The sequence below is a fragment of the Crossiella sp. S99.2 genome, from assembly GCF_023094165.1.
Lineage (GTDB): Bacteria > Actinomycetota > Actinomycetes > Mycobacteriales > Pseudonocardiaceae > Crossiella.
Genome location: NZ_JALMDK010000009.1, coordinates 276537 through 302320 on the forward strand (window position 1 = coordinate 276537; position 25784 = coordinate 302320).

The 25784-nt window shown below is 72.7% G+C and carries 22 protein-coding genes; 10 read left to right on the forward strand and 12 right to left on the reverse strand.

Going from position 1 to position 25784, the window contains the following annotated elements; all coding sequences use genetic code 11:
- The first annotated feature begins 57 nt into the window (after positions 1-57).
- Positions 58-1017 carry a MoxR family ATPase gene (locus MZC64_RS32000; RefSeq protein ID WP_247760527.1) on the forward strand — a complete coding sequence of 320 codons (960 nt, stop codon included), beginning with the start codon at positions 58-60 and terminating at the stop codon, positions 1015-1017.
- Here MZC64_RS32000 and MZC64_RS32005 read toward each other — a convergent pair.
- Positions 1014-2624 (reverse strand): protein kinase, encoded by a 1611-nt coding sequence (locus MZC64_RS32005; protein ID WP_247760526.1) that lies wholly within the window; start codon positions 2622-2624, stop codon positions 1014-1016. The genes MZC64_RS32000 and MZC64_RS32005 overlap by 4 nt on opposite strands.
- Positions 2625-2804: 180 nt before the next feature.
- On the opposite strand from MZC64_RS32005, the gene eccD reads away from it, so the two are divergent.
- Entirely contained in the window at positions 2805-4178 is a 1374-nt protein-coding gene (gene eccD / locus MZC64_RS32010; protein ID WP_247760525.1) for a type VII secretion integral membrane protein EccD, read from the forward strand.
- A gap of 1 nt (position 4179) precedes the next feature.
- On the forward strand, positions 4180-5598 hold the full coding sequence (eccB, locus tag MZC64_RS32015; protein WP_247760524.1) for a type VII secretion protein EccB: 1419 nt from the start codon (positions 4180-4182) through the stop codon (positions 5596-5598).
- 151 nt (positions 5599-5749) lie between these two features.
- On the opposite strand, the gene MZC64_RS32020 is transcribed toward eccB, so the two are convergent.
- The 3 genes from MZC64_RS32020 to eccCa are packed head-to-tail and all read right to left on the reverse strand — an operon-like array spanning position 5750 to position 11415.
- Positions 5750-7099, reverse strand: a complete 1350-nt coding sequence (locus tag MZC64_RS32020; protein WP_247760523.1) for a hypothetical protein — start codon at positions 7097-7099, stop codon at positions 5750-5752.
- Positions 7100-7109: 10 nt separating this feature from the next.
- Positions 7110-7427 carry a hypothetical protein gene (locus tag MZC64_RS32025; RefSeq protein WP_247760522.1) on the reverse strand — a complete coding sequence of 106 codons (318 nt, stop codon included), beginning with the start codon at positions 7425-7427 and terminating at the stop codon, positions 7110-7112.
- Between the two features lie 31 nt (positions 7428-7458).
- Positions 7459-11415: a type VII secretion protein EccCa gene (eccCa, locus tag MZC64_RS32030; RefSeq protein WP_247760521.1), complete on the reverse strand. Its 3957-nt coding sequence runs from the start codon at positions 11413-11415 to the stop codon at positions 7459-7461.
- Between the two features lie 165 nt (positions 11416-11580).
- On the opposite strand from eccCa, the gene MZC64_RS32035 reads away from it, so the two are divergent.
- Together MZC64_RS32035 and MZC64_RS32040 are read left to right on the forward strand one after the other, a co-directional pair.
- Positions 11581-11886: a WXG100 family type VII secretion target gene (locus MZC64_RS32035; protein WP_247760520.1), complete on the forward strand. Its 306-nt coding sequence runs from the start codon at positions 11581-11583 to the stop codon at positions 11884-11886.
- A gap of 47 nt (positions 11887-11933) precedes the next feature.
- Positions 11934-12239, forward strand: a complete 306-nt coding sequence (locus MZC64_RS32040) for a WXG100 family type VII secretion target (RefSeq protein WP_247760519.1) — start codon at positions 11934-11936, stop codon at positions 12237-12239.
- 54 nt (positions 12240-12293) lie between these two features.
- Here the strand turns inward: MZC64_RS32040 and mycP are convergent, their stop codons facing one another.
- Positions 12294-13586, reverse strand: a complete 1293-nt coding sequence (mycP, locus tag MZC64_RS32045) for a type VII secretion-associated serine protease mycosin (protein WP_247760518.1) — start codon at positions 13584-13586, stop codon at positions 12294-12296.
- A gap of 120 nt (positions 13587-13706) precedes the next feature.
- On the opposite strand from mycP, the gene MZC64_RS32050 reads away from it, so the two are divergent.
- The gene (locus MZC64_RS32050; RefSeq protein WP_247760517.1) at positions 13707-14060 is read left to right on the forward strand and encodes a YbaB/EbfC family nucleoid-associated protein; all 354 of its coding nucleotides are present in this window, start codon (positions 13707-13709) and stop codon (positions 14058-14060) included.
- On the opposite strand, the gene MZC64_RS32055 is transcribed toward MZC64_RS32050, so the two are convergent.
- From MZC64_RS32055 to MZC64_RS32080, 6 genes are all read right to left on the reverse strand, one after another.
- The gene (locus MZC64_RS32055) at positions 14057-14569 is read right to left on the reverse strand and encodes a hypothetical protein (RefSeq protein WP_247760516.1); all 513 of its coding nucleotides are present in this window, start codon (positions 14567-14569) and stop codon (positions 14057-14059) included. The two genes, MZC64_RS32050 and MZC64_RS32055, sit on opposite strands and share 4 nt — an antisense overlap.
- Before the next feature lie 53 nt (positions 14570-14622).
- Positions 14623-16704 carry a transglutaminase domain-containing protein gene (locus tag MZC64_RS32060; protein ID WP_247760515.1) on the reverse strand — a complete coding sequence of 694 codons (2082 nt, stop codon included), beginning with the start codon at positions 16702-16704 and terminating at the stop codon, positions 14623-14625.
- A complete protein-coding gene (locus tag MZC64_RS32065) occupies positions 16701-17831 on the reverse strand; it encodes a DUF58 domain-containing protein (RefSeq protein WP_247760514.1) in 1131 nt (376 codons plus the stop codon). The genes MZC64_RS32060 and MZC64_RS32065 overlap by 4 nt, the downstream gene beginning before the upstream one ends.
- On the reverse strand, positions 17828-19666 hold the full coding sequence (locus MZC64_RS32070; RefSeq protein WP_247760513.1) for a fibronectin type III domain-containing protein: 1839 nt from the start codon (positions 19664-19666) through the stop codon (positions 17828-17830). Before MZC64_RS32070 ends, MZC64_RS32065 begins: the two co-directional genes overlap by 4 nt.
- 50 nt (positions 19667-19716) lie before the next feature.
- Positions 19717-20205, reverse strand: a complete 489-nt coding sequence (locus MZC64_RS32075) for a carbonic anhydrase (RefSeq protein ID WP_247760512.1) — start codon at positions 20203-20205, stop codon at positions 19717-19719.
- Positions 20206-20440: 235 nt separating this feature from the next.
- Positions 20441-20710 (reverse strand): DUF2631 domain-containing protein, encoded by a 270-nt coding sequence (locus MZC64_RS32080; RefSeq protein WP_247760511.1) that lies wholly within the window; start codon positions 20708-20710, stop codon positions 20441-20443.
- 205 nt (positions 20711-20915) lie between these two features.
- Between MZC64_RS32080 and MZC64_RS32085 the strand changes: the two genes are divergently transcribed.
- From MZC64_RS32085 to MZC64_RS32100, 4 genes are read left to right on the forward strand one after another with little or no spacing between them, the layout of a single operon-like run.
- Positions 20916-22076: an ABC transporter ATP-binding protein gene (locus MZC64_RS32085; RefSeq protein WP_247760510.1), complete on the forward strand. Its 1161-nt coding sequence runs from the start codon at positions 20916-20918 to the stop codon at positions 22074-22076.
- Entirely contained in the window at positions 22073-23230 is a 1158-nt protein-coding gene (locus MZC64_RS32090; protein ID WP_247760509.1) for a spermidine/putrescine ABC transporter substrate-binding protein, read from the forward strand. The genes MZC64_RS32085 and MZC64_RS32090 overlap by 4 nt, the downstream gene beginning before the upstream one ends.
- Positions 23227-24075: an ABC transporter permease gene (locus tag MZC64_RS32095; protein WP_247760508.1), complete on the forward strand. Its 849-nt coding sequence runs from the start codon at positions 23227-23229 to the stop codon at positions 24073-24075. The genes MZC64_RS32090 and MZC64_RS32095 overlap by 4 nt, the downstream gene beginning before the upstream one ends.
- The gene (locus tag MZC64_RS32100; RefSeq protein ID WP_247760507.1) at positions 24072-24884 is read left to right on the forward strand and encodes an ABC transporter permease; all 813 of its coding nucleotides are present in this window, start codon (positions 24072-24074) and stop codon (positions 24882-24884) included. Before MZC64_RS32095 ends, MZC64_RS32100 begins: the two co-directional genes overlap by 4 nt.
- A 273-nt stretch (positions 24885-25157) precedes the next feature.
- Here the strand turns inward: MZC64_RS32100 and MZC64_RS32105 are convergent, their stop codons facing one another.
- Positions 25158-25745: a TetR/AcrR family transcriptional regulator gene (locus MZC64_RS32105; RefSeq protein WP_247760506.1), complete on the reverse strand. Its 588-nt coding sequence runs from the start codon at positions 25743-25745 to the stop codon at positions 25158-25160.
- Positions 25746-25784 lie beyond the last annotated feature (39 nt).

A 25784-nucleotide genomic window follows, 5' to 3' on the forward strand; every position in this document is an offset into this window, starting at 1 on the left:
GAGCGGTATACCGGGTGTTCCTAGGCTGGGGCGGATGGACGTCGACGGGGGTTGGGAATGAGTGGCACTCAGGCCGGGCAGGTCTACTCGCTGATCGCGCGCAACGTGCAGTCGGTGCTGCGCGGCAAACCCGAGGTGGTCCGGCTGGCCGTGGCCGCGCTGCTGGCCGAGGGGCACCTGCTGATCGAGGACGTGCCGGGGCTGGGCAAGACCACGCTGGCCCGGTGCATCGCGCGCAGCATCGGCGGTAGCTGGAACCGGATCCAGTTCACCCCCGACCTGCTGCCCGGCGACATCACCGGCGTGACCGTGTACCACCAGAAGGAAGAGCAGTTCACCTTCCACCCCGGCGGCATCTTCGCCAACGTGGTGGTCGCCGACGAGATCAACCGCGGCACGCCCAAGACCCAGTCCGCGCTGCTGGAGGTCATGTCCGAGCGGCGGGTCACCGTGGACGCGGTCACCCATCCGGTGCCCAGCCCGTTCCTGGTGGTGGCCACCCAGAACCCGATCGAGATGGAGGGCACCTACCGGCTGCCCGAGGCCCAGCTCGACCGGTTCCTGATGCGGTTGGCGGTGGGTTACCCGGACGTCGACGCCGAGGTGCTGGTGATCATGAGCGACTGCGCGGGCGTCTCCCCGGACGACCTGCCCGCCGTGGTCGACATCCCGACCCTGGTCGCGGCGATCACCGAGGTCCGCAAGGCGCACCTGGACCGCGCGGTGGTCGAGTACGCCGCCCGGCTGGCCGGGGCCACCCGCGAGCACACCGCGGTCCGCTTCGGCGCGAGCCCGCGCGGCAGCATCGCGCTGGTGCGCGCGGCCCAGGCGATGGCCGCCACCGAGGGGCGCAACTTCGTCACCCCGGATGACATCAAGGACGTCGCGGTGCCGGTGCTCGCGCACCGCCTGGTGCTCACCGCCGACGCCGAGCTGAACCAGCGCGGCCCGGCCGAGATCGTGGCCGACGTGCTGGCCGCGACCCCGGCCCCGGCGCTGAACCAGAGCACGCGCTAGTCGCGGCAGGTCGCTCCGTTGATGGCCCTGATCTGGCTCTTGTGGACCGCGCCGCTGCTGGAACCGCTGACCTGGAAGCAGTACTTGAGATTCGGGTCGATGTCGACCGTGAGGCTGGTGCTGCGCTGCAGTGTGGACATGTCGGCCCGGTCCTGGTTCTCGCGCGCCACGGCGACCGAGAAGTACATCGCTTCACTGCTGTGCCAGTTCAGTTCGACCTTGTTCCCGCGCACCACGGGCTCTTTCAGCACGATCTCCACCGGCTTCTCGGCGGTCGACGGGGTGGCGCTGGCCGGGACCGGGCCGGGCGGCAGGGCCATCTCGGCCGGGTCCTCGCTGATCAGCAGCACCGCGCCGACGGCGAGCACGGCGAGCACGCCGACGCCGCCGAGCACCAGCCCGGTGCGGCTGGCTGGGCGTTCGGGCCGGGCCGGGCCGGAGATCACCAAGGGGGCGCCGCGGGGTTGCGGGGGCGCGGGGGTGGCCTTGTCGGACTGGGTGGTGTTCCGGTGGTGGGGTGCGGAGGCGTCCGGGAAGTTGTCCGCGGGCAGGTCGGGGCGGTCCGCGGCGAGTGGGCCGGGGTCGGCCGCGGCCGGGGCGCCGGGGGCTGACGAGCCGGGCTGGGGCGCCGGGCGCCTGCGGCCGGTCGCGGAGTTGCCGGGATAGCCCGCGACGGGCTGGCCGGGGCGAGCGGCGGGTCCACCGGGCTGGTGCGGACCCGGCGTGCCGTGGGGCGGCGCGGGGCGATAGGCCGGGACCTGCTCGGCGAAATCGTCGAACCCGCGCCCTTGCGTCGTCGGTCGCGCGGTCCGCGTCTCCGGGCCGCCGATCCGGGCCAGCCACTCCGAGACCACCGCGGCCTCGGCCGGGCGCAGCGCCGGATCCTTGCTCAGCAACGCCGACACCACCGCCACCAGCGCCTCGGGCACGTCCGCCCGGTTCAGCGGCGGCACCGGCGTGCCGAGCACACGCAGCATCCGCTCACCCTCCGGCTCGCCGATCGCGCCAGGGTGCGGGGACTCCCCGGACAGAGCCAGGTGCAGCAGCGCGCCCAGGCCGTAGAGGTCCGAGCGTTCGTCCACGGTGCCGTCACGCAGGGTTTCCGGGGCGGCGAAGTCGATGCCGGTGCGCTGGTCGCGGGGGTAGGCGCGGCGCAGGGTGAGGCCGAGGTCGGCGAGCACGGGTTCGCCGGTGGGGCGGAACAGCAGGTTGCCGGGGGTGACGCCGCCGTGCACCAGGCCGGCGCCGTGCGCGGCGGAGAGCGCGGTGGCCACGGCGCGGCCCAGCGCGATCGCGTCCGGCACGGACAGCCTGCCGCAGCTGGTGACCAGCTCGCGCAGGGACTGCGAGCACAGCTCCATCCGCAGCGCGGTGCGGCCGTCGGGGGTGTCCTCGACCGCGTCGGCGACCAGCACCGGCGCGCGGTCGCGCAGACCGGCCAGCCGGGCCAGTTCACGGTCCAGCTCGGCGCGGGTGCGCTTGGGCAGTTTGGCCGGGAAGACCTTCAGCGCGTACGCCTCCCCGGTGTCCGCGCGCACCCCGGCGTACACCGTGGCCACCGGACCGTCCCCGAGCAGAACCAGTTCCTCGGGCCCGTTGCTGGTCATCGCGGGCTCCCCTCCAGCTTTTCGCTCCGGCGCCAATCATCCGTCCGCACCGGTGATGGCCGCTAGCTGCCGACCCGGTTCCCCGTCGCGGCGCTCCACCAGATCGTAGGAAAGACGAACCACAGGTGCGTGCCGGGCGGCAGCTTGTTGCCGCACCGGCCGGTGCGAGGAGGTAGGCCGATGACCACGACCGGGCTGGTGCGAGTGACGGTCGCCGCGCCGCACCGGCGCATCGACATGGCGCTGCCCGAGCAGTCCAGCGTCGCCGAGATCGTGCCGGGGCTGTTGCGGCACGCGGGGGAGCACCTCGCCGACGACGGCGCGGGCGACGGCGGCTGGCTGCTGCGGCGCGGTGACGGCTCGCCGCTGGAACTGGGGCGCACGCTCGGCTCGTACCGGATCCGGGACGGCGAGGTGCTGCACCTGACCTCGCGGCGCACCGAATGGCCGGAGCTGGAGTACGACGACCTGGTCGACGCGATCGCCGACGGGGCGGGCCGGGCCGGGCGGGCCTGGAGCGCGCGGCACACCCGGCGGGCCGCGCTGACCGTCGGCGGCGTGGTGCTGCTGCTGGGTCTGGCGGTGGTGCTGCGGGCCGGACCGCCCTGGCCGATGCCCGGTTTGTGGTCACTCCTGGTGAGTTTGGCGCTACTCGCCGTGGGTGCTACGTTGGCCAGGACCGCGGGAGACGCGGTGGCCGGCGCGGTCTTCGGGGCGCTGGCGCTGCCGTACTCCTTCCTCGGTGGAGCTTTGCTCCTGGCCGGCAGCCACCCGCTGCTGGACCTGGGCGCACCCCAGGTGCAGGCGGGCAGCGCGGCACTGTTGCTCGGGGCAGTGCTCGGTCATCTCGGCACCGCACACGGACTGCCGGTCTTCGCCGCGGCGGCGACCAGTGGACTGCTCGGCGTGCTGGGCGGGGTGCTCGCGAGCCTGGATGTCTTCGATGGCGCCCAGGCGGCCGCGATCGTGGTCGGCGCGGTGCTGGCGTTCTCCCCGATGCTGGCTCCGCTGGCGATCCGGCTGGCCAGGGTGCCGATGCCGGTGCTGCCGCGCACCACCGCGGATCTCATTCGGGATGATCCGCAACCGCCACGACCGGCGGTGTACCAGGCGGTGTCGCGGGCACACGGGTTGCTGACCGGCATGCTGGTCGGCGCCGGGCTGGTGGCCGTGCTCTGCCAGGTGGTGCTGGTGCGCAGTGGCCGCACGTCCGCGTTGTGGCTGCTGGTGGTGCTCACACTCGGGTTCCTGCTCCGGGCGCGGCTGTATCCCGTGCTGTGGCAACGGATTCCGTTGCTGGGCGCGGGGGTGTGCGGGGCGGTGTGCCTTGCGCTCGGTCCGTTGCTGGCCGGGCGGGTGGCCATCGCCGGTGCGGTGCTGCTCGTGGTCGGCGGGCTGATCGTCTTCGGCGGTCTGCGGCACAGCACCGGTCCGGCGAGTCCCTACCTCGGGCGTTATGCCGAGCTGTTCGAGGTGGCGGTGGTGCTCGCCGTGGTCCCGGTGGTGTGCGCGGTGCTGGACCTGTACGCCTACCTGCGCGGGCTGGGCGGCTGAGATGGCATCGAGTCGCGATCAGCTTCAGGCACACCAGTTCCTGGCCCAGCGGGCGATCTCCGCGCTGGTCACCAGGGAGACCGATCCGGAACAGCCACCGTTCCGGCGGCCGAGCGTGTCCGCACTCGGCAGCATCGCGCTGGCGGTGATCATCCTGGCCGGCTTCGGCGTGTACGGGCTGATCGTGCCGGGCGGCAAGGACGCCTGGCGTTCCGGCGACGCGGTGATCGTGGAGAAGGAGACCGGGGCGCGGCTGGTGTACGTGGACGACAGGCTGCGGCCGGTCACCAACCACACCTCCGCGTTGCTGGCGCTGGGCAAGTACGCGCCGACCATGGACGTCTCGCGGAACTCCCTGGTCGGGGTGCCGCGGGCGCCGCGGATCGGGCTGGTGGACGTGCCGGATGGGCTGCCGGGCAAGGAGCGGGTGCTTGGCGGCGGCTGGAGCATGTGCTCCCAGCCCGCGGTGGACAGCACCGGCGCGGCGGTGCACGAGTCGGTGCTGCTGGTCGGCCAGCCACCCCCGGGCGGTCGGCTGCTCGGCGATGCCGCGCTGCTGCTGGAACTCCCGGACAAGGGGGACTGGCAGCTGGTGTGGCGCGGGCACCGGCACCGGATCGCCCAGGCCGACACCGGCGCGGTCCGGCTGGCACTGCAACGCGGTCCGCTGCTGCGGGCGGGCGCCGCACTGGTGGACAACCTGCCCGCAGGCGAGCCGATCGGGCCGATCTTGTTGCCGGACACCGGAAAACCGAGCACCGCGGTGCCCGGCAAACCGGACCTGCGGATCGGCGAGCTGGCGCTGGTGCGCACCTCGGGCGAGGTGACCCAGCACTACCTGGCCGAGGCCGACCGGCTGCGCCCGATCTCGGCCCTGCAGTACGAGATCCAGCGCGCGCACAAACCCACCGCCGAGGCCCTGGGCGGCGAACTGAACGGCATCACGTTGAGCCCCTTGGCCGTCAGCGGCGCCCGGCTCGCCGCCGCGACCCCAGCCAAGGCAGGCCAGGCCCCAGACAAGCGCCCGGAGTTCGCCGGTTCGGCCGCAGGCGCGCCCACCGTGTGCGCGAGCTTCGCACCCGGCCAGCAGGTGCCCGGTGTGACGGTGGATCCCGTGCTGCCACAACGAGATCCGGCCCTGCTGACCACCCGCCGCACCGACACCGGCCTGCCCCTGGCCGACCGGGTCCTGGTCCCGCCGGGCTCAGTGGCCCTGGTCGAGGCGCTACCCAGCCCAACCGCCCCGGTCGGCACCCTGTCCCTGGTCAGCGACCAGGGCCGCAACCACCCGCTGGCCGCCCCGGACGTGCTGGCGATGCTTGGGTACGAGGGGGTTGTGCCGGTGCGGATGCCCGCCGGGCTGGTCTCGCGCATCCCGTTGGGCAGCGGACTGGATCCGCAGGCCGCGAAACGTTCGTAGGCGAGGACAACCGAGGTCGAGTGGCCGATGCGCCACCATGAGCGGGATTCGTGCGCATGGTGGCGCATCGGCATTGGCCCGCCCGCCCAGCCCCGAAAACACCGTTGCCCCGCCCGGAAAACCGGGCGGGGCAACGGCTTTCGCCGATCCGTCAGCGAGACCGGCGACGTCCACGCGGCTGCTCGGGCTGCACCACGGCCGAGGCCGCCGGTGCGCCCTCGACGCGCCACATCTCCTCGTCCAGCAGTTCGATCGTCGTGGTCTCCTCCGCACGGCGTCGCCGGGACCCGGTCGGCACCGCGGCGACTCCCGCGGACTGCCCGCCCAACCGGGCCGGGACGCCGGGAATGCCCCGCTTGACGCCCTTGCCCGGCGCCGTGCCCGCGTTCTTCGCCGCGCCGCTGCCGGGTTTGGGCTGGTTGCCGCCCACGCCGGCGCCGCCCAGTGGCGGGGCCATCGGGGGGATGCCCGCGCCCCGGGACAGGGAGTTGGCGGCGTTGGTGCTGCCGGTGGTGCCCGCTGCGGCGACCGGGGCCTCTGGGGGTGGGGCCAGGTTGACCGCGGCGCCCATGGCGGCGGCGCGGGGGATGGGTGGCGGGCCGAGGATGCCCGAGCCCTTGAGACCGGGCGGTTTGACCCCGCCGCCCCTTGCCCCGGCCAGGCCGCCCGCGCCGCCCAGGCCACCGGTGGGGACCGGGGGGAGCAGGGGGAGGGGCGGGGTGTTGACGGGGGGCGGGAGGGACGGGAGCGGGGGTGGCACGGTGGGTTTGGGCACTGCTGGGGTGGGTGTGCCGCCGGCGAGGCTGGGGCCGCCGGGGGGTGCGGGTGGAGCGCCGGGTGGGCTGCCTGGGGCTCCGCCGGGTGCGCCGCCGGGGGGTGCGCCCGCGGGGCCGCCGGGAGGGGCACCTGCCGGGCCGCCGGGGGGTGCGCCGGGTGGGGCGCCCGTGGGGGCGCCGGGGGCGGCGTCGGTGGCGTTGGCTGGGGAGTTGGGGGCGGCGGTGTTCTGGGGGCCGCGCCAGTCGGTGCCCAGGGCGTTGCGGGTGGCTTCGGCGGTCTGGGTGAACAGGGCGGCGAGCTGGTTCATCGGGACGCCCGCGTTCTGGCTGGCCTGCCTGCGCAGTTCGGCCTCCATGGCAGGAGCCTGTTGGATCGCTTTCTGGAACCACTCCCAGGTCGCCATGACGCCGGCGTGGGCCTGGGGCAGGGCGACGGCGAGGTTGGCCAGCGAGGAGGCGGGTTCGGTGGCGATGCGTTCGGTCCAGTCGGTCAGCGAGGTCACGCCGGCCTGGACCTGGTCGCCGAAGAGGTGGCCGGCGCTGTCCAGCCAGTGCTGGCCCAGTTCCTGACCCCGGCCGTGCAGGTCGGTACTGGCCTGGCTCAGCTGGTTGTGCAGCGCGGTCCACATCTCGCGGGCCTTGGTGACCTGCTGGACGCGGCCGCCGCCGATCTCCGCCTCGATCAGCTGGACCTGCTGCTCGATCTCCATCGTGGTGTAGTCCATGACCTCCCCCTCACCCGGTCCGCTCGCCGGTCGGCATCTGCCGGGCGCTGTCGCGGTCCTGGCCCGAGTACTCCTCGGCCGCGCCGACGGCCAGGCCCTTGTACGCGGTGTAGCCTTGGTCCACCGCCGTGGTGAACGCCTCGACCTTGGTCACCGCCTCGGTGTGCGCGGCGCCGAACGCGGTGCCTTCTTCCATGCCGCCGCCGGCGCCCTGGGCGCTGGCGGCGCCGGCGGCGCGGACCGCGGTGAAGTCCGGTTGGCGTAGCTGGTCGGCGAAATCGCGCATCGCGCTGATCCGGCCGTTGATGTGCCCCGGTGGTGCGGACATCTGGATCTCCCCTCTCGGATGGGCTTGTGGGTCACGCCTCGCCGGGTGGCAGCCAGGCGAGTTGCACCAGGCGGGCCGAGTCGCGGCGGTCGACCAGCCAGCCGCGGCCGGGCGGCAGTTTCTCCGCCTTCAGCCCGCCCAGCAGCGGTCCCTCCTCCTTGTCCCCGGACAACATCAGTCCGGGTGAGCCGACATCGCGGAGCCTGGTGAAGAACTGCTCGAACATGGCCCGCCCGGCCCCGCCGGTGCGCCGGGCCAGCACCACGTGCAGGCCGACGTCACGGCCCTGGGGCAGGTAGTCCAGCAACGGCAGCATCGGGTTGTCGTACTGGCTGGCGACCAGGTCGTAGTCGTCGACCAGCACGAAGATCTCCGGGCCCGCCCACCAGTTCCGGGTGCGCAGCTGTTCGGGCGTGATGTTCTTGCCCGGCAACCGTTCGGTGAGCGCGGTGGCGGCCTCGGTCATCAGCCTGCCGGTGGTGGCCTTGTCGGTGCCGTAGCCCAGCAGGTAGGGCGCGCCGACCTCGCCGAGCAGGCCGCGGCGGTGGTCGATGAGCACGATCCGGGCCTGCTCCGGCGTCATCGTCTCCTGGATGCGGCGGGCCAGCACCCGCAGGAACGTGGTCTTGCCGGACTCCGGGCCGCCCAGCAGCAGGTGGTGCGGATCGGCCTTGTAGTCCCAGTGCACCGGCGCGAGATCGCGTTCGGCGATGCCGGTGACCAGGCGGTGCTGCTCGTCCATGGCGATCAGGTCGGGGTAGGACAGGCTGGCGGGCAGCATCCGGACCTTGGGCGCGCGCGGACCGTGCCAGCCGCGGGCGACGCCGCTGACCAACTCGGCGACCCCGGCGGGCAGATCACGCGGATCGTTGCCGCCGTCGATGCGCGGCAGGGCGAGCAGCAGCTGGTGTTTGCCCATGCTGACGCCGCGGCCGGGCGCGTTCTCCGGCACCGCGCTCGCGCTGGCCCGGTCGACCATGGTGTCCAGCGGATCGCCCAGGCGCAGCTCGATCCGGCTGCCGAACAGGTCGCGAATGTTGGGCCGCAGGTCGAAGGAGCGGCCGCAGGCGGCGAGCACGTGGATGCCGTAGGACAGGCCGCGCGCGGCGATGTCGGCGACCGGGTCCTCCAGGTCCTCGAACTCCTTGCGCAGCGTGGCCCAGCCGTCCACCACCAGGAACACGTCGCCGTGCACCTCCTCGGCGAACCGGCCCTCCGCGCGCAGCCTGCGGAACTCGGCCATGCCGTCGATGTCGTGCTCGGCGAAGAGCCGTTCCCGGTGGGTCAGCGCGGTGACCACCTCGGCCACCGTGCGCCGCACCGCGCCGGCGTTCTGCCTGCCAGCCACCCCGCCCACGTGCGGCAGGCCGGTGAGGGCGCCGAGGCTGCCGCCGCCGAAGTCGAGGCAGTAGAACTGGACCTCGCGCGGGGTGTGGGTGAGCGCGAGGCTGGTGATCAGGGTGCGCAGCGCGGTGCTGCGGCCGCTGTGCGGGGCGCCGACGACCAGGGCGTGCCCGGTCGCGGCGGACAGGTCCAGCACCAGGTGCTCGCGCCGCTGCTCCAGGGGCCGGTCCACGATCCCGGCCACCGCGAGCAGCCGCCCGGCCAGCCGCGGTTCGGTGATCCCGAGGCCGCGGATCGGGTCCTCGACCGGGGTGCCGAGCAGCTGGTCCAGGGACGGCGACTCGGCCAGCGGGGGCAGCCAGACCTGGTGTGCCGGCACGCCTTTGCCCTCGAATCGTTCGACCAGCACGTCCAGCAGGCTCTCCCCGACGCCCTCGTCCGGGTCCTCGGGCGCGGTCACCACCGGCGTGGTGTCGGCGGGCGGGGCGAGGTAGGCGGTGGAGTAGGCCATCAGCCGGGGCGCGCGCGGTCCGGCGCCACTGGAACCGGCCTCGGCGCGGCGGTGCACGCCGGAGACGTAGGCCGAGCGGAACCGCACCATCGGCTCGGTGCCCGACTTCAGGAAGCCGTGTCCTGGCGCGCGGGGCAGCGCGAAGGCGTCGCCGACGCCCAGCACCACCCGGCTTTCCGCCTCGGAGAAGGTGCGCAGCCCGATCCGGTAGGACAGGTAGGTGTCCAGGCCGCGCAACCGGCCCTCCTCCAGTCGCTGGCTGGCCAGCAGCAGGTGCACGCCCAGTGCCCGGCCGATCCGGCCGATCTGCACGAACATGTCGATGAAGTCCGGTTTGGCCGAGAGCAGTTCGCTGAACTCGTCGCACACCACGAACAGCGTGGGCACCTCCGGCAGCGGCGCGCCCGCCGCGCGGGCCTTCTCGTAGTCGCGCAGCGAGGAGAAGTTGCCGGCCGCGCGCAGCAGTTCCTGGCGGCGGATCAGCTCGCCGTTGATGGCGTCGGTCATCCGGTCGACCAGGGGCAGTTCCTCGGCCAGGTTGGTGATCACCGCGCTGGTGTGCGGCAGCCGGTCCAGCTTGGTGAAGGTGGCCCCGCCCTTGAAGTCGATCAGCGCGAAGTTCAGCGAGCTGGGCGGGTGGGTCACCGCCAGCGCGAGCACCAGGGTGCGCAGCAGTTCGCTCTTGCCCGCGCCGGTGGCGCCCACCAGCAGCCCGTGCGGGCCCATGCCGTCCTGCGCGGACTCCTTGAGGTCGATCTCGATCGGGGTGCCGTCGGCGCGCACGCCGAAGCGGATCCGCAGCTTGTCCCGGTTGGGCCGCTGCACCCAGGTCCGGGTGGGGTCGAACAGGTATGGGTCGCCGATGTCGAGCAGTTCGCCCAGTCCGAGCGAGGCGCTCAGCGGCTGTTCACCGCGGCCGCCGTCGGCGCCACGCAGCGGGGCGAGCTGCCGGGCCAGGCCCTCGGCGGCGATCGCGTCCAGCTCGTCGGCCACGCCCAGTTCGGTCTCACCGTCGATGGTCTCGCTGGTCAGCGTGCCGTCCGCGGCCACCTCCAGCACCACCGCGGCCCGGTCCAGCGCCCGCGGCGGCAGCGTGGTCAGGTCGAGCACGGTGACGCCTTCCACGCCGCCGCCGGTCATCAGGTGGTCCGAGCCGATGGTCGAGCCGCCGTCGATGACCACCACCAGGTGCGGTTCACCGCCGGGGTGCCCGGCCTCCGGGTCGAACCGGCGGCGCTGGGCCAGCAGGTCCTCCAGCATGGCCTCGATGCCGGGCACGGTCGGCGCGACCAGCCGCAGCGGGCCCAGCGCGTCGGTCTTCTCCGGGTGCAGTGCGTGCGGCAGCCACTTCACCCACTCCCAGTCCGGGCGCTCGTCCCGGCCCGCACACACCGCGATCCGCAGGTCCTCCGGGGTTTGCAGGGTGGCCAGCGAGGCGACCAGGGCCCTGGCCAGGCCGACCACCCGGTCGCTGTCGCCGCGCAGGTGGATCCGGCCGAACCCGGTGACCGCGATGGCCAGCGGCAGGCCGGGGATGGCGGTGAAGGTGCTGATGAACCGGCGCAAAGCCAAGGCGGACAACGGTTCCAGCTGTTCGAGGGGTTTGGTGTCCGGCGCGATGATCGCGGTGGACAGGCTCTGCGCGCCTGCTCCGATCCGGGCCACCGCGAAGTCCGGGTCGTCCCGGCGGCGTTCCCACAGCCGGTAGCTCGCGGCCACCGACCACAGCGCCCGCGGTTCGGGGTGCAGGTAGGCCAGCGCGTCCCGCTGCCGGTGCGCGGTGCGCCGCACCCGCAGCCGGTGCTGGGCCAGTCCACGCAGGTAGGACCGCCTGGCAAGGCCCATTTCGCGTTTGCTGGGGCCGCCGCCGGTGACGAAGGTCATCACGATCATGCCGACCGCGGCCACCCCGAACAGGCCGAGGACGACGTACCGCAGCGTGCCCGCGGCCGAACCGGAGAACAGCAGCACGGACGCGCCGAGCACGGCGATCATCGGCAGCATCATCAGCGCCTGCTGCCACTGCCTGCCCGCCGGCGCCGGGATCTCCGGCGGCGCGTCGATGACCAGCTCGCCGGAGGGCAGCTCGGGCGCGGGTCTGCGCTGCGGCCGCCGCACCACGATCGTCGCCACGGATTCCTCCTTCATCGGCTGGGGAATCCGATCGTCCTGGAATGCGTGGGCCGGGAAATGGCGGTGGCAGGAAGGTGCCGTGACCGCCGTGCGATGCCGCGCTCCGCTTTAGCGTCAGGTCGACCGGAATACACGGCATTGGCCGTCCGAATGAGGGGAGCCCGCATGTCCGGGCAAATTCACGGTGCGGTAAGCGGAATCGCGCAGACCGGTACCGCCGCCACGAACATCGCGCAGAGCATCGACGGTCACCGGCAGCGGGCCACCGCCCAGGCCGACGCGCTCAGCGGCGCCTGGGAGGGCCAGGCCAAGGTCAGCTTCGACCAGGCCTTCGACAACTGGGTGACCGGGGTGCAGCGGGTGGTGGCCTCGCTGACCGAGCTGGGCGAGAACGTCACCTTCGCCTCGCGCACCTACGAGCAGCAGGACCAGGACTCCGCCGGTGGTTTCGCCGGACTGACCACCACCTGAGCCGCTCGCGTACTGATCTGATTGCGTTCTGAACAGGGGAGCAGGAAATGGTAGACGTCGTTCGCGGAAACTTCGGACAGCTCGATGGATTCGCGCAGCAGTTGCTGGGCACCATCAACCAGATTCAGTCCGAGATGGACCAGATGGCCCAGGCCGCCGGAATCACCGGTTCGGACTGGACGGACACCGGTGGTGGCGAGTTCGGCGGTGTGCACGATGCCTGGAAGGCGGTCAGCCAGCAGCGTCAGGAGCTGGTGGAGCAGATCCGCGGCGGTGTGCAGAACACCAACACGAACCTGCAGACCGCGTTGCAGCAGTCCATCTCGCGGATCGGCAGCACCTCGATCGGCTGACCTCGGCACCCAGGCCCCGGTCCGCGCCAGCGGCGGACCGGGGTTTGTGGTGTGTCAGCGTTCCACCGGCGGGGGCGGCAGCAGGAACACCTGCTCGGGCAGCTCCTCCCGGACCGGGGCAGCGGGCAGTGGATCGGTGGTGCTCGCGGCCCAGCGCCTGCGGCGGCCGCGCGGCAGCACCACCGCGATCAGCACCGCCAGCACCGCCGCGCCCACGGCTGCCGCGGCGCCGGCCTTGGCCTGCTCGCCCGCGTCCCGCCACCAGGCTTCCGCGCTGAGCCGGGCCACATCCGGCGCGGGATGGGTCAGCGGCGGCACCGGCACCGGGGCCACCGCGGACAGGCCGTCGGTGACCGCGCGATACGGGTCGACCACGCCCGCGCCGTAGCCCGGACTGCCCTTGCCGCCGCGCGCCGGGGTGGCGGTGGCCAGCAGTCGCCGGGTCACCTCGGCCGCGGACAGCTCCGGCCAGCGGGCGCGGACCAGCGCGGCGGTCCCGGCCACGAACGGCGCGGCGAAACTGGTGCCGGTGAAGTAGGTGTGCCCGCCGGCGCGGGTCGGGCCGAGCACGCCTGCCCCTGGCGCGACCAGGTCCACGAAGTCGCCGAGCTGGGAGGCGGGCAGTTTCGCGCCGTCGATGTCGATCGCGCCTACCCCGAGCACCCCGGGGTAGGCGGCCGGGTAGGAGGGCCGGGAGGCGAGCGGGCTGTCCGGCTGCTGGTTCCCGGCCGCGGCCACCACCAGCACGTCCTTGCTGACCGCGTAGGCCACCGCGTCCCGGATGTGCCCGTTGTCCACCGGCCCGGACACCGACAGGTTGAGCACCTTGACGCCCTGGTCCACCGCCCACCAGATGCCGCGGGCCAGCACCACCGGGTCGATCGCGGCCGCGCCGCCGTTGTCGGTCAGGTCCCGGTCGCTGACCCGCACCGGCAGGATCCGCGCGCCCGGCGCGATGCCGCGGAACCCGATCCGGTCCGCCTCGCCTGCCGCGATGATCCCGGCCACCGCGGTGCCGTGCGAGACGCAGTCGAAGTTGCCGGGCAGGCCGCCGAGGTAGTAGAAGTCCCGGCCCCGCAACACCTTTGACGCCAGCTGCGGGTGATCGGCGTCCACTCCCGAGTCCACCACGGCCACTGTCACCCCGGCCCCGTCGCTGAACGGCCAGGCCCGGTCCGGGGCCAGAACCTGTTGGGCCCACGGCAATTGCGCGATCTCCGGCCGAGCAGGGGTGGGGTTGTGGCAGGTGCCGGGCGGCGGCGCGGCCAGGGCGAGCCCGCCGCCCGCGCCGAGGCCGAGCAGCGTGGCCGCCAGGAAAACGGTGGCGTGCAGGCGAATGCGTCCCATCCTGCGATGGTCCGGCCTGGCGGGCCCGCGCGGCCGGGCCTGGCCGCAAGCTGTCAGCGTGCGCCGGATCCTGTTGCGCCGCAGCACACTTGGCCTCTCGAACCCGGTGCAGGAGGAACAGTGACCGATCAGGGGATCCAGCAGCTGGCGGATTCGGTGCGCAGGCTGCGCGAAGGCATGCGGGACATCACCGGCACCGCCGACTCACCGGACGGGCTGATCAGCGCGACCGTCGGCGCCCGCGGTGAGCTGCTGGAACTGGAGCTGAACCCGCGCGTGTACCGGCAGCCCGATTCGGAGCTGCTGGCCGCGGACATCGTGGAGACCATCCAGCGCGCGGTGGCCGCGGCCCAGCGGGAGGTCTTCGAGCTGGTCAAGGAGTTCCTGCCGATGGACGCCGATCCGGCGAGCACCGACCTGGACTTCGACCCGTTCCTGCACGCCGTCTCGGACCAGCGCAAGACCTGGGTCTAGGCCGGGCCCAGCCGGATGACCGCGACCCCGTCGCGCACGGCCACGACCTGGGTGCGCAGCCCGTTGGTGGTGAGCCAGCCGCCGGTCCTGGCCACCACGAAGGTCATCGCCGGGGAACCGGCGGTGGCGCCGACCAGCGAGCACTGCACGCCCTGGTCGCAGTTGAACTCGATCCGGCCACTGGGGAAGGTCAGGTTCAGCGTGACCGAGTCCGCCTCGATCTTGGCCACCCGCACCGTGCCGACCTGCTGCTTGACCAGGTTGATCGTGGCGGGTTTGTCCAGCAGCACCTCGCAGGTCCCGTCCGTGCAGGCGCGCAGATTGCTGCCGTCGGCGGCCGCGGTGGGCAGCGGCGCGGGCGGCGGTGGTGGCGGGGTGCTGCTGGAACTCGGTGCGGTGCTGCTGGCGGGCGTCGTCGAGGAGGTGGCCGGGGCGGGCGCGGTCGTGGCGCACCCGCCCAGCAGCAGCGCGGCAACGCCCGCCAGCAGGGGGAGACAGGTTCGGTTCACCGCCTCATGCTGGCCAGACCGCCGCTGCGATGGGGCGGTCTGGCCGGAAGCTGTCAGGCGGTGCGCGGATCCAGCGCGGCGCGCAGCCGGTCGCGGAGGGATCCGTTGCGGGACAAGCTCTTGCGCACCTGTCGCTCGGCGTCCCAGGCTCGGTCGGTCAGCTCGGCGGTGGCCGGGGCGCCGGACCACAGCGCGGTGTCCACGGTGCCTGCCAGCAGCCGCAGGGTGTCCACGGTGAACCGGTCGGCCAGCGGCGCGGCCGCGATGGCCAGATCGCGCACGGTCATGCCAGGGGTCACCGGGATCCGGAAGGCGCGCAACCGGTCCCGCACCTCGGCCACCGCCCCGGTCACCGCGGCCGCGCCGGTGGCCCGGCGCCGTCGCCAGCGCCGCAGCAGCCGCCACAACGGCACTCCGGCCAGCCACAGCACCGGCAGCGCGAGCACCAGTCCGAGCAGCGACCACCACAGCCACTGCCAGCCACCGGCGGCCGTTTCCTCTTCGCTGTCACCGGTTCCGGTGGCGGGCAGGTCGGGGTCGCGCAGGTCCGCTGGCGCGGGCAGCTTCTGCCGGGCCTGATTGGTCAGGTCGGCCAGGCCGCCGCTGTCGGCGTTGCTGTCCCTGGCCGCGGTTTTGGTCGGGTCCAGTGCCACCCAGCCGAAGCCCTGCACCGCGACCTCGGGCCAGGCCAGCACATCCCGGTTGCGCACCACCCGCCGTCCGTCCGCGGTGGCGGTGGCCGGTGCGGCGAAACCGACCGCGACCCGGGCCGGGATGCCCAGCAACCGGGCCAGCGCGACGTAGGCGGTGGCGAACTGCTCGCTGGTGCCTTCCTTGTCCTCCAACAGGAACTTCCGGATCTGCGGCCAGCCGTGCCCGGTCGGCAGCTCGTTGCTGACGGACACCTTGTAGTGCTCGGTGAGGTAGCGCTGCAATTGCAGGGCGGACTGGAAGGTCGCGCGCAGTCCTTTGGCGGCCTCGGTGGCCAGTTCGGCCACGCCGGGCGGGATTTCGCCGATGTCGTCCCGCCAGCCGGGCACCTCCGGGTCGATCGCCGCGTCCAGGAGCCCCTCGGCCTGGGGTTCCCACCAGGCGAGCCGGTAGTTGGTGATGCCGCCGGGTCCGAACAGCATGCCGTTGTCCGGGCCCACCAAGGGATCCAGGCCGGTCACCGCGGCGGGCCAGGGCTGGCTGGGCAGCCAGCGCCCGCTGCCGGGCAGCGTGGTGATGTCGGCTTCCCGGCGTTGCGGGTCGAGCAGGCCGGGTGGCGGCGCGAGTTCGGCGCCCAGGCGCTGGAAGTACTCGTCGGGCCGCCAGTTCGTCCCGTCGAAGTGGGTCAGCACCACCGTGGTCCAACGGTCCACCTTGGCCGAGCCGGTGTAGGAGAACACCGTCCGGTCCGGGGCGCGCAGCCGGGCCGCGATCTCGTCCAGGGGACTGGCGGTGGGCGCGGGCGGCAGCGGCGTGGTCCGCTCGTCCTTGAGCGAATAAGCCGGGCGCCCCAACGGATCCGCCAGCACCGCGAGTCCCGAGCCGGCCAGCGCGGCGCCGATCACCGCGGCCAGCGCCACCGGCCGCACCCGCCCGCGCACCAGCGTCAGCACGCCGGCGGCGGCGTAGCCCAGCGCGGCGGCCACCGCGAGTCCTTCGGGCGCGGGCGCGTAGAGCTGGCTCAGGCCCAGCACCGCCGCACTCGGCAGCAACGCGGGCAGCGGACCGCGGGCCCGGTGCGCCAGTTCGATCCCGAGCAGTCCGGCGCCCAGCACCAGCAGCGGCACGAACAGCAGCAGTTCCGGTTCGGGCCGGGCAGGCCAGGTCGAGTCCAGGGCCTGCTGCCAGGAGTCGACCAGCCCGGCGCCCAGCGCGGCCAGGGTGTCCCCGGTCGGCAACCCGGCCAGCGTGGTCGGGAACAGCTCGGTCTGCACGATGCCCAGCAGCCCGGCCACACCGAGCAGCAATGGCCGCCACGGCGTCAGCGCCGGGTACCGCGCCACCAGCTCGCTGCCCGCGGCCAGCACCAGGGTGACCACCAGCACCGAGGGCAGCAGCTCCGCGAGCCCGAACACCGGCGCGAACAGCAATCCGGCCACCGCGCCGGCCAGCAGCACCCCGGCCAGGGTTTGTCGTGTGCTCATCCGGTCACCGCGTTCCACCGGCGCACCGCCGCGGCCGCGTCTACCGCCCGGATCACCCGCCCGGCCGGGATCGGCGTCACCGACTCGCCCAGCGCGACCACGGTGGTCGCCGGGTACCGCGCCCGCAGCCTGGCCAGCGCGGTCGACTCGTCCAGCGTCACCCCGGTCACCACGACCAGCGCGCCGTCCCGGCTCCGGGACTGGGCCAGCGACGGCGGGGCCAGCGCGGCCGAGGCGTCCTGGGGCAGTTCGCACAGTTCGTCCAGCAACCGCCGCGCGGCCGCTGGACCGTCCGAAGTGGACAGATCAACCCCGCCGGGGGTGACCAGCCTGCACCGCTGACCGCCGAGCGCGGCCGCGTGCAGCACCGAGGCGGCCACCTCCACCGCCTCCTCGAACCCTTGCGCGGACAGCGATTCCGCCCTGGTGTCCAGCAGCAGGGTGAGCCGCGGCTGGTCCGGATCGGCGTACTGGCGCACCATCAGCCGCCCGGTGCGCGCCGCCGCCTTCCAGTGCAGGTGCCGGACCTCGTCGCCGGGCTGGTACTCGCGGACCTCGCGCAGGTCCAGCGAGCCGTGCAGATCCTCGGCCACCCGGCCCTCGTGGTGGTGCCGGGGCGTGCCGCGCACGGCCAGCCGCAGCGGGTGCCTGCGCGGATGCACCCACACGGTGGCCGCGGTGCCGGTGGACAGCGTGCCGCGGGCCAGGCCCAGCGGATCGGTGCGTTCCAGCACCAGCGGCCCCACCGGCAGCCGCCCGCGTTTCTGGGTGGACAGTTCGTAGTGGTAGCTGGCCTCGGTGCCTGGTGGCAGCGCGTTGACCCGCACCTCGTGCACGCCCTCGCCGAGCCGGTCGCCCGCGGTGAACGCGACCTGCCGCCGGGGGCCGGGGTTGCGCACCAGCAACCGGGCCAGCGCGGGCCGGCCGCGCTCGACCCGGTCCGGGTAGACCTCCCTGGTCACCGCCACTTTCGGCCGTCGCACCACCAGCGCCAGCGCCGCGCCGACCGCGCCCGCGCACAGCCCGCCGAGCGCCCGCAGCAGCGGATGCCCGGCGAGCACCCCGGCGATCAGCAGCAGCACCGCGAACACCAGCACGGCGAGGCCGCGCCGGGTCAGCCTGGTCACTGACTCACCCATTTGATCGTGTTGGACTGCACGCCGTCGCCCCGGACCCACACATTCCTGCCGACCTGGCAGAAGTGGAACGCCTGGAAGGTCACCGAGCCGTCACCGCCGACGGTCTGCGTGGTGCCCTCGTTCCGGTAGTCCTTGTTGTCGGAGTAGGGGATCACGAGCACCCGGCTGCCCGGGGTGAAGCCGCGCAGGGTCACCCGCATCAGCGCGCTGTGCGGCAGGTAGGTGCAGTCGTTCTTGTACAGCTCGGGCCTGCCGCGGCTCAACTCGATCGAGCGCACCGGCTTCGGCACCACCGGGGTCGCCCTGGACTGCGCGCCGGGCCCGCGCCCGGCCGGATTCTCCGCCACCACGGTCACCGTGTACGCGGTCCCGTTCGCCAGCCCGCGGATCACGTTGGAGCGTGCCCCACCGCCGACCCGGACCGAGTCGCCGCCCGCGCTGGAGGTCCAGGACACGTGGTAGGCCGACACCGCCGCCCCGTTGGCCGCGGCCGCGCCCCAGTTCACCGTGAGCTGCCCGTTGCCCGCACTCGCCCGCACTCCCGGCGGCGCACCCGGCGGACTGGCCGGGGCGACCGGGCGACCGGTGTTCGGCCGCGCGGCCACGGTGGTGCCGCGCCGCGGCGGATCCAGTCGCGGCGGCAGGTTGCGGGAGCTGGGCGGGCCCTGCGCGCTGGTCAGGCTGGGCTCGGCCGGCGGCGGCTGCGGCGGCTTGCCGCTGGTGCTGATCCGGTCCTTGGTGATCGGCACCGGGATGACGCCGCCGTCGTGGTCCACCGCGACCACGTGCGTGCCGTCCACGTTGTCCACATACACCCGGGAGTCCTCGCCCCGGCTGACCCTGGTCGCGCCCGGCGGCACCGGCGTGGACCCCACCTGGCCGCCGTCGCGGTTGTAGGTGAGCACCGAGTTGCGGGTCTTGTCCACCACGACCACCCGCTGCCCCGAGGACTCCACGTCGGCGTACTCACCCGAGGGCAGGCTCACCACCCTGGGCTGCTCCGCGGGCCTGCTCTTGTCCAGGCCACCGGCGTCCACCAGCAGCAACCGCCTGCCGCCCGGGTCGAGCACGGCGATCCGCCCGTCCACGTCGGTGCTGGCCGGCCGCGCGGTCGGCGGCAGGTCCGCGCCCACCTTGGTGCCCTCGTCCAGCGGGCCCTCGCCCACGGCGTGCACGGTGTCGGCGGTGGTGTTCAGGAACACCGGCTGGTCGGCGACCACGGTCAGCGATCCGGCGTGGCCCTTGGGCGCGGCGGCCGGACAGGCCAGCCGGGTGGCCTCCCTGGTCAGCTTGCAGATCGCGCCGGTGTCGGTCAGGTGCACCCACACGGTGCCGTCCGCGGTGGCCACCGGATCGCCCACAGCGCCGTCGGTGGACACCTCGCCCGCGGTGCGCCCACCCAGCCGGGAGATCTTGCCCGCCTGCTTGAACACCAGGTACGGCCCGCCGGTGACCTGCAGCGGCACCGGCGCCTCGGCGGTCGTGGGCAGCTGGGTGGTCTTCTCCACCCGCAACGTGGACTTGCTGAACTCGACGACCTGCCCGCGCGGCAGGATGACGTAGCCACTGCTGCTGCCCTGCACCACCTGACTGCCCGCCGGCACCTCCGGCGCGGCCACCTGGGCGTCGATCGCCCCGGTCGCCCCGTTGAGGTGGTAGATCCCGCCGAGCACCGCGTTGTGCACCCAGTGCCCGTTCTGCAGGAAGTCCGCCCCACCCCGCGGGGTGGCCGCGCCGGTCAGCGCCACCACCACCGCACCTGTCACGGTCAGCGCGGTCAGTGCGATGGGCACGCGCCCGCGACCGATGCCCCTCGGCTTCATGGGCAGCACCTTAGGCCGAGGGGCTACACGGACGGTTCACGGTCGATATATCAGACGACCTCGTTCAGCTTTCCGGTCGCGACGTCGAAGACGAACCCGCGCACCGAGCCGGTGTGCGGGAGGTACGGGCTGTTCCTGATCCGGGCGATGGACTGGCGCACATCGGTCTCCAGATCGCTGAACGCCTCCGCCGCCCAGGGCGGCTTGACCCCGGTCTCGGCCTGGATCGAGGCCTTGAACCCGTCGTCGGTGAAGGTCAGCATCCCGCAGTCGGTGTGGTGGATGAGGATGATCTCGGTGGTGCCGAGCAGCCGCTGGCTGATCGCCAGCGAGCGGATCTCGTCCTCGGTGACCACGCCCCCGGCGTTGCGGATGACGTGCGATTCGCCCTCCTGGAGGCCGAGCACCCGGTAGACGTCGAGCCGGGCGTCCATGCAGGCGAGCACGGCCAGGCCGCGGGCGGGCGGCAGGGGCAGCGGGCCGGTGAAGGCGGCGGCGTAGGCGGCGTTGTTCTCGAGCAGTTCGTCGGTGACGGACATGGGTGGTGATCCCGTTCTGTGCGTGGCGAGGGGACGACACGAACGGACCGGCCACGCGCGGATGAGGACAGCGGACCCCACCGGGCGCGCGGCCTACCTACAGAACTGGTCGAACAGACGGCAGCGTCGGCTGGGCCAGAACGGCTCCAGCACGACATCCATGACAGCAGCGAACCGTCTCATGCGGGCATGCGCAAGAGACGGTTCCGGCGTACCGAGGAGTGGGACGCGGCGGTCAGTTCCGCCAGGAGGTGCGGTCCTTGATCTGCCAGCGGATCAGCGCGCCCGCCATGAACACCGCGGTCAGGATGAGGTAGACGTCCTCGTTCCAGCCGGTGTGGTTGCCGATCAGCATGCCCAGCATGGCGATGACCGAGACCCAGCCCATGATCTTGGTGGCGCGCGGGAAGTGCCCGTGCCAGCCCCATTCGACCGAGGGTTCGTCATGCGTGTCGAGGGCAGCGCCGGTCCGCTTGTCCAGCTCCGTGCCAGGGGCGGTAGCCACGATCGTTCCCTCCACGCCAACAAGTAGGTCGTCTACATGCCCATCGTCGCACACGGGGCCCCCGGACTCACGCCGGGCACGTTTTCCGGGGATCGGCCCTGCTCTATTACGCTGACCTCCCGCGTGCCCAGCCCGCCGCCGGGCGCGTCCTCGCCCCGATCCCGCCGCCCCGACCGGGGCACCGCTGTGCCTGGAGGTCCTCGGATTGACCGCTGAGTTCCACCCCGTCGAAGCGCGCACCCCGGACACCTACGCCCCGGTCGCGGTCGGGATCCACGGTGTCACCCGCCGATTCGCCGACCAGGTCGCCGTCGACGGCGTGGACCTGCGGGTGCACGAGGGCGAGTTCTTCTCCGTGCTCGGCCCCTCCGGCTGCGGCAAGACCACGCTGCTGCGGATGATCGCCGGCTTCGCCGACCCGGACGCCGGGCGGATCGAGCTGGACGGGGTGTCCATGGTCGGCGTGCCGCCCTACCGGCGCGATGTGAACACCGTCTTCCAGTCCTACGCGCTGTTCCCGCACCTGAGCGTGTGGGACAACGTGGCCTACGGGCTGCGCCGCAAGAAGCTGCGCGGCGCGGAACTGAGGCAGCGGGTCGGCGAGCACCTGGACCTGGTGCAGCTGTCCGGGTTCGCCCGGCGGCGGCCCGCCCAGCTCTCCGGCGGGCAGCAGCAGCGGGTGGCCATCGCCCGCGCGCTGGCCGCCCAGCCCCGGCTGTTGCTGCTGGACGAGCCGCTGGGCGCGCTGGACGCCCAGTTGCGCAAGCAGATGCAGATCGAGCTGATGCGGATCCAGCGCGAGGTCGGCACCACCTTCCTCTACGTCACCCACGACCAGGAGGAGGCGCTGGTCCTCTCGCACCGGATCGCGGTGCTCAACGCGGGCAAGGTGGAGCAGGTCGGCTACCCCGAGGACGTCTACGAGCGGCCCGCGACCCGGTTCGTGGCCGGGTTCATCGGCACCTCCAACATCCTGGACGCCACCGTGTCCGGGTCCGCCGACGGCTGGCTGGAGCTGGCCACCCCCGGCGTCACCCGGCTGCGCGCCCAGGCTCCCGGCCGGGCCCTCGGGCACGGCGAGCCGGTCGCGGTCACCGTGCGGCCGGAGAAATTGCACCTCTACGACCTCGACGGCGCCGAGCAGCCACCCGCGGGCTGGTGCGCGCTGGCGGGCACCGTGCTGGACGTGGTCTACACCGGCCTGTCCACCCAGTACGTGATCGACGTGCCCGGCGGCGGCCAGCTGGTCGCCTTCGTGCAGAACACCCGCCGGATCTCCGACGCGGGCACGCCAGGGCAGCCGGTGCGGCTGGCCTGGGATCCGGAGTACACCGTTGTCCTCGGCGAGCAGGGGAAGAGGCCATGACCAAGCAGGTGCGGATCGCCCGGTTGTGGGACACCGACAGCCCGCGGGTCACCCGCCGCGGCATGCTGCGCTCGATGGCCTTCTTCGCGGTGGCCGCCCAGGGGCTGACCGCCTGCGGCATCGGCGAGGCCCCCGGCGGCGGGCCGAGTGGCGCGCCGGAGCCGAGCAAGGTCAAGGCGAGCAACGCCAAGGACGAGAAGCAGCTCAACTTCTACAACTGGACCGACTACATCGCGCCGGACACCCTCAGCGGGTTCGAGGCCGACTCGGGCATCAAGGTCACCTACGACAACTTCAGCTCCAACGACGAGATGGAAGCCAAGATCGCTTCCGGTGGCGCAGGCTACGACCTGGTGGTGCCCAGCGACAATTTCCTGCGACGCTTCCGCCGCGCCGGCCTGCTCCAGCCGCTGGACCACGACCTGATCCCGAACCTGCGCAACCTGGACAAGCGCTTCACCGACGCCGACTACGACCCGGGCAACCGCTTCTCCACGCCGTGGGCCTGGGGCACGACGGGGCTGGCCTACTCCAAGAAGACCCTGGGCACCTTCACCGGCTTCGGCGCCTTCGACCACCCGGCGATCAAGGGCCGCAGCTCGATCCTGGACGAGGCCCGCGACGGCATGTCGCTGGGCCTGCTCGCGCTGGGCCACGACCCGAACACCACCGACGCCGGCAAGATCGAGGACGCGGTGAAGTACCTGCTGGCGCTGAAGAAGAAGATCGGCCAGATCACCTCGGACGTGATCCAGCCGCTCGCCTCCGGCCAGGTGGTGCTCGCCCAGGTCTACTCCGGCGACGCTTTCCAGGCCCGCGACGACAACGCCGACGTCGCCTACGCCATCCCCACCGAGGGCGGACTGTCCTATGTGGACCTGTTGTGCGTGCCCAAGAACGCCCCGCACGCGGCCAACGCGCACCGGTTCATCGACTACATCCTGCGCGCCGACGTGGGCGCGAAACTGGCCAACGCGGTCCGCTACGGCAGCCCCAACGCCGCGGCCAAGCCGATGATCGAGAAGGAGTTGCTGGAGGACCCGCTAGTCTACCCCTCGGCCGAGGCGCTGGCCAAACTGCCCTTCACCAAGGACCTGGACCGGGAGGTCGAGGCCCGCTACGCCGACGCGTGGACCAAGGTGAAGACGGGTTGACCGGACGCTTCGCCGCGCAGCTCAAACGGCACGCGCTGCTCTCCCCGGCCGGACTGTGGCTGGCGCTGTTCCTGCTGGCCCCGCTCGCGCTGGTGGTGCAGTACAGCTTCGCCACCCGCGACACCGGCGTCACGCACGTGGTGCTGCCCTGGACCAGCCAGGCATACCGCAGCGCCCTGGATCCGGCCTTCCTGCCCATCTTCGGCCGCACTCTCCTGTATGCCCTGGCCACCACCGCGGTCTGCCTGCTGCTGGGCTTCCCGCTGGCCTGGTTCATCGCCCGGCACGGCGGGCGCTGGCGCACCGCGCTACTGGCCGCGGTGCTGGTCCCGTTCTGGTCCTCCTACCTGGCCCGCATCTACGCCTGGAAGGCCCTGCTCGACGACGACGGCCTGGTCAACCAAACCCTCGGCCTGATCGGCCTGAACGCCGACGGCGGCTTCCTGCGCACCGACGGCGCGGTGATCCTCGGCCTCAGCTACGGCTTCCTGCCGTTCATGGTGCTGCCGCTCTATGTGGCCTGCGAACGCTTCGACCACCGCCTGGCCGAGGCGAGTTACGACCTGGGCCACGGCCGGGCGTCCACCTTCTTCCGGATCGTGCTGCCCGGGGTCGCGCCCGGCGTGCTGGCCGGCTCACTGCTGGTGCTGGTCCCGGCCGCGGGCGATTTCGTCACGCCGAAACTGCTCGGCGGGGTGGACCAGTCCACCTTCGGCAGCGTCATCGACGACCAGTTCCGCAGCGGCAACAACTGGCCACTCGGCTCGGCCATGGCGGTACTGCTGCTGGTGCTGGTCGTCCTGGTGCTCGTGCTGCGCGGCCGTCGAGGAGAGGACGTGCTGTGAGACGCCCCTGGAAACTCGGCCTGTCCGTGGCCCTGGTCTTCGCCTTCCTCTACCTGCCGATCGGCTGGCTGGCCCTGGCGTCGTTCAACGACTCCGCCCAGGTAAGCCGGATCACCGGCTTCAGCACCCGCTGGTACACCGCCCTGGCCGAAGACGACCGAGTCCTCACCGCCCTCGGCCTGACCCTGCGCCTGGCTTTCTCCAGCGCCCTGGTCTGCGTCTTGCTAGGCACCCTGGCCGCCTTCGGCCTCCGCAAAGCCTTCCGCGGCCGAGCCATCTGGACGGTCCTGCTCACCCTGCCCCTGGTGGTGCCCGAGGTGGTGATGGGCATCAGCCTGCTCGCCTTCTGCGTCAAACTCGCCGGCATCCCCCTCGGCTTCGGCGCCCTGCTCGCCGCGCACGTAGCCTTCTCCCTCAGCTTCGTGGTCGTAGTAGTCCGAGCCCGCCTGGCAGGCATGGACCCCCGCCTGGAAGAAGCCGCCGCCGACCTCGGCGCACCCCCCTTCACCGCCTTCCGCACCGTGACCTGGCCCCTGGTCGCCCCCGCGGTAGCCGCAGGCGCAGCCTTCGCCTTCCTGCTCTCCTTCGACGACGTGGTCATCTCCAGCTACCTGGGCGACGCGGGCTCCACCACCCTGCCGGTCTTCATCTACGGCCAAGCCAGCAAACGCGGCATCTCCCCAGAAATAGTCGCCCTCTCCACCGCCATGGTCGCCACCAGCGCCGTCCTGCTGCTAGCCGGCGTAGCCACAGCCTCCTGGCGAGCCCGAAAAGCAGGCACCCACCTAAACCTGACCACAACCCCCTAACCCCCACCGGCGTGTTGGCCGTTGCGGACGGTGTGTTGGCCGAAGTGGTACGCCAGGTTGGCCGTTGTGGGTGGGTGAAGCCCGAAAACCAGCGGCCGGGGTGGCTTTTCACACTCCCCCGAGCGGTTCCCCACCCCCGTCAGCCGGGGGAGGGCACACCCCACCCCGGCCGGCGGCCGTACAACAACGGCCAACGTGGCGTACAACAACGGCCAACATGCCGCCTACAACGGCCAACACACCGTCCATAACGGCCAACACTCGCGTCGGGGGTCAGGAGGGGGTGTCGGCTTCCAGGGCGGTGGCGAGGGTGCGTAGTCCTGCCGCCAGGTCGGCTGAGCGGGGGGCGCGGGCTGGGTCGACCATCGTCTGCAAGGTGAGTCCCGCCGCGATGGCCAGCATCAGGGAGCCCAGGGTGTCCGCGTCCCGCTGGTCCACCTGCTCCAGGGGGATGCCGTTGAACTCGGCGATGAACTCCTGGCGTTGTGCCGCGTAGAGCCCCTTGAGCACCTCCATCACCTGCGGCTGCCGCACGCCGACCAGGAACGCCTCCAGGCTGGCCCGCCACAGCTCGGGCTGCTCGGTGGCGGAGGTGATCACCTGGTTCCAGGTCGCCTCCAGCCGCTGCATCACGGGGGCGTCCGGGCGGACCGGTATGGCCCGCTCCACTTCAGCGCTGGTCTCGGTGAGCGCCTCGATCAGGGCCTGGGTCAGCAACGCCTCCTTGGAGCCGAAGTGGTACCCGATGCTGGCGAGGTTGGTCCCGGAGGCGGCGACGATGTCCCGCGCCGTGGTGCGCGCGTAGCCGCGCTCCAGCAGGCAGCGCTTGGCCCCGGCCAACAGATCTTCACGGTGTCCCACGCCGACATCCTAGAATCTATACAAATGTATTAGACATAC

Bases quoted from the DNA above. Each gene is read 5' to 3' on its own strand.
- MZC64_RS32090 (WP_247760509.1), top strand. From the start codon at position 22,073: ATGACCAAGCAGGTGCGGATCGCCCGGTTGTGGGACACCGACAGCCCG.
- MZC64_RS32070 (WP_247760513.1), bottom strand. From the start codon at position 19,666: ATGAAGCCGAGGGGCATCGGTCGCGGGCGCGTGCCCATCGCACTGACC.
- MZC64_RS32000 (WP_247760527.1), top strand. From the start codon at position 58: ATGAGTGGCACTCAGGCCGGGCAGGTCTACTCGCTGATCGCGCGCAAC.
- MZC64_RS32060 (WP_247760515.1), bottom strand. From the start codon at position 16,704: ATGAGCACACGACAAACCCTGGCCGGGGTGCTGCTGGCCGGCGCGGTG.
- MZC64_RS32025 (WP_247760522.1), bottom strand. From the start codon at position 7,427: ATGTCCGCACCACCGGGGCACATCAACGGCCGGATCAGCGCGATGCGC.
- MZC64_RS32035 (WP_247760520.1), top strand. From the start codon at position 11,581: ATGTCCGGGCAAATTCACGGTGCGGTAAGCGGAATCGCGCAGACCGGT.
- eccB (WP_247760524.1), top strand. From the start codon at position 4,180: ATGGCATCGAGTCGCGATCAGCTTCAGGCACACCAGTTCCTGGCCCAG.
- mycP (WP_247760518.1), bottom strand. From the start codon at position 13,586: ATGGGACGCATTCGCCTGCACGCCACCGTTTTCCTGGCGGCCACGCTG.
- MZC64_RS32020 (WP_247760523.1), bottom strand. From the start codon at position 7,099: ATGGACTACACCACGATGGAGATCGAGCAGCAGGTCCAGCTGATCGAG.
- MZC64_RS32075 (WP_247760512.1), bottom strand. From the start codon at position 20,205: ATGTCCGTCACCGACGAACTGCTCGAGAACAACGCCGCCTACGCCGCC.
- MZC64_RS32040 (WP_247760519.1), top strand. From the start codon at position 11,934: ATGGTAGACGTCGTTCGCGGAAACTTCGGACAGCTCGATGGATTCGCG.
- MZC64_RS32005 (WP_247760526.1), bottom strand. From the start codon at position 2,624: ATGACCAGCAACGGGCCCGAGGAACTGGTTCTGCTCGGGGACGGTCCG.
- eccD (WP_247760525.1), top strand. From the start codon at position 2,805: ATGACCACGACCGGGCTGGTGCGAGTGACGGTCGCCGCGCCGCACCGG.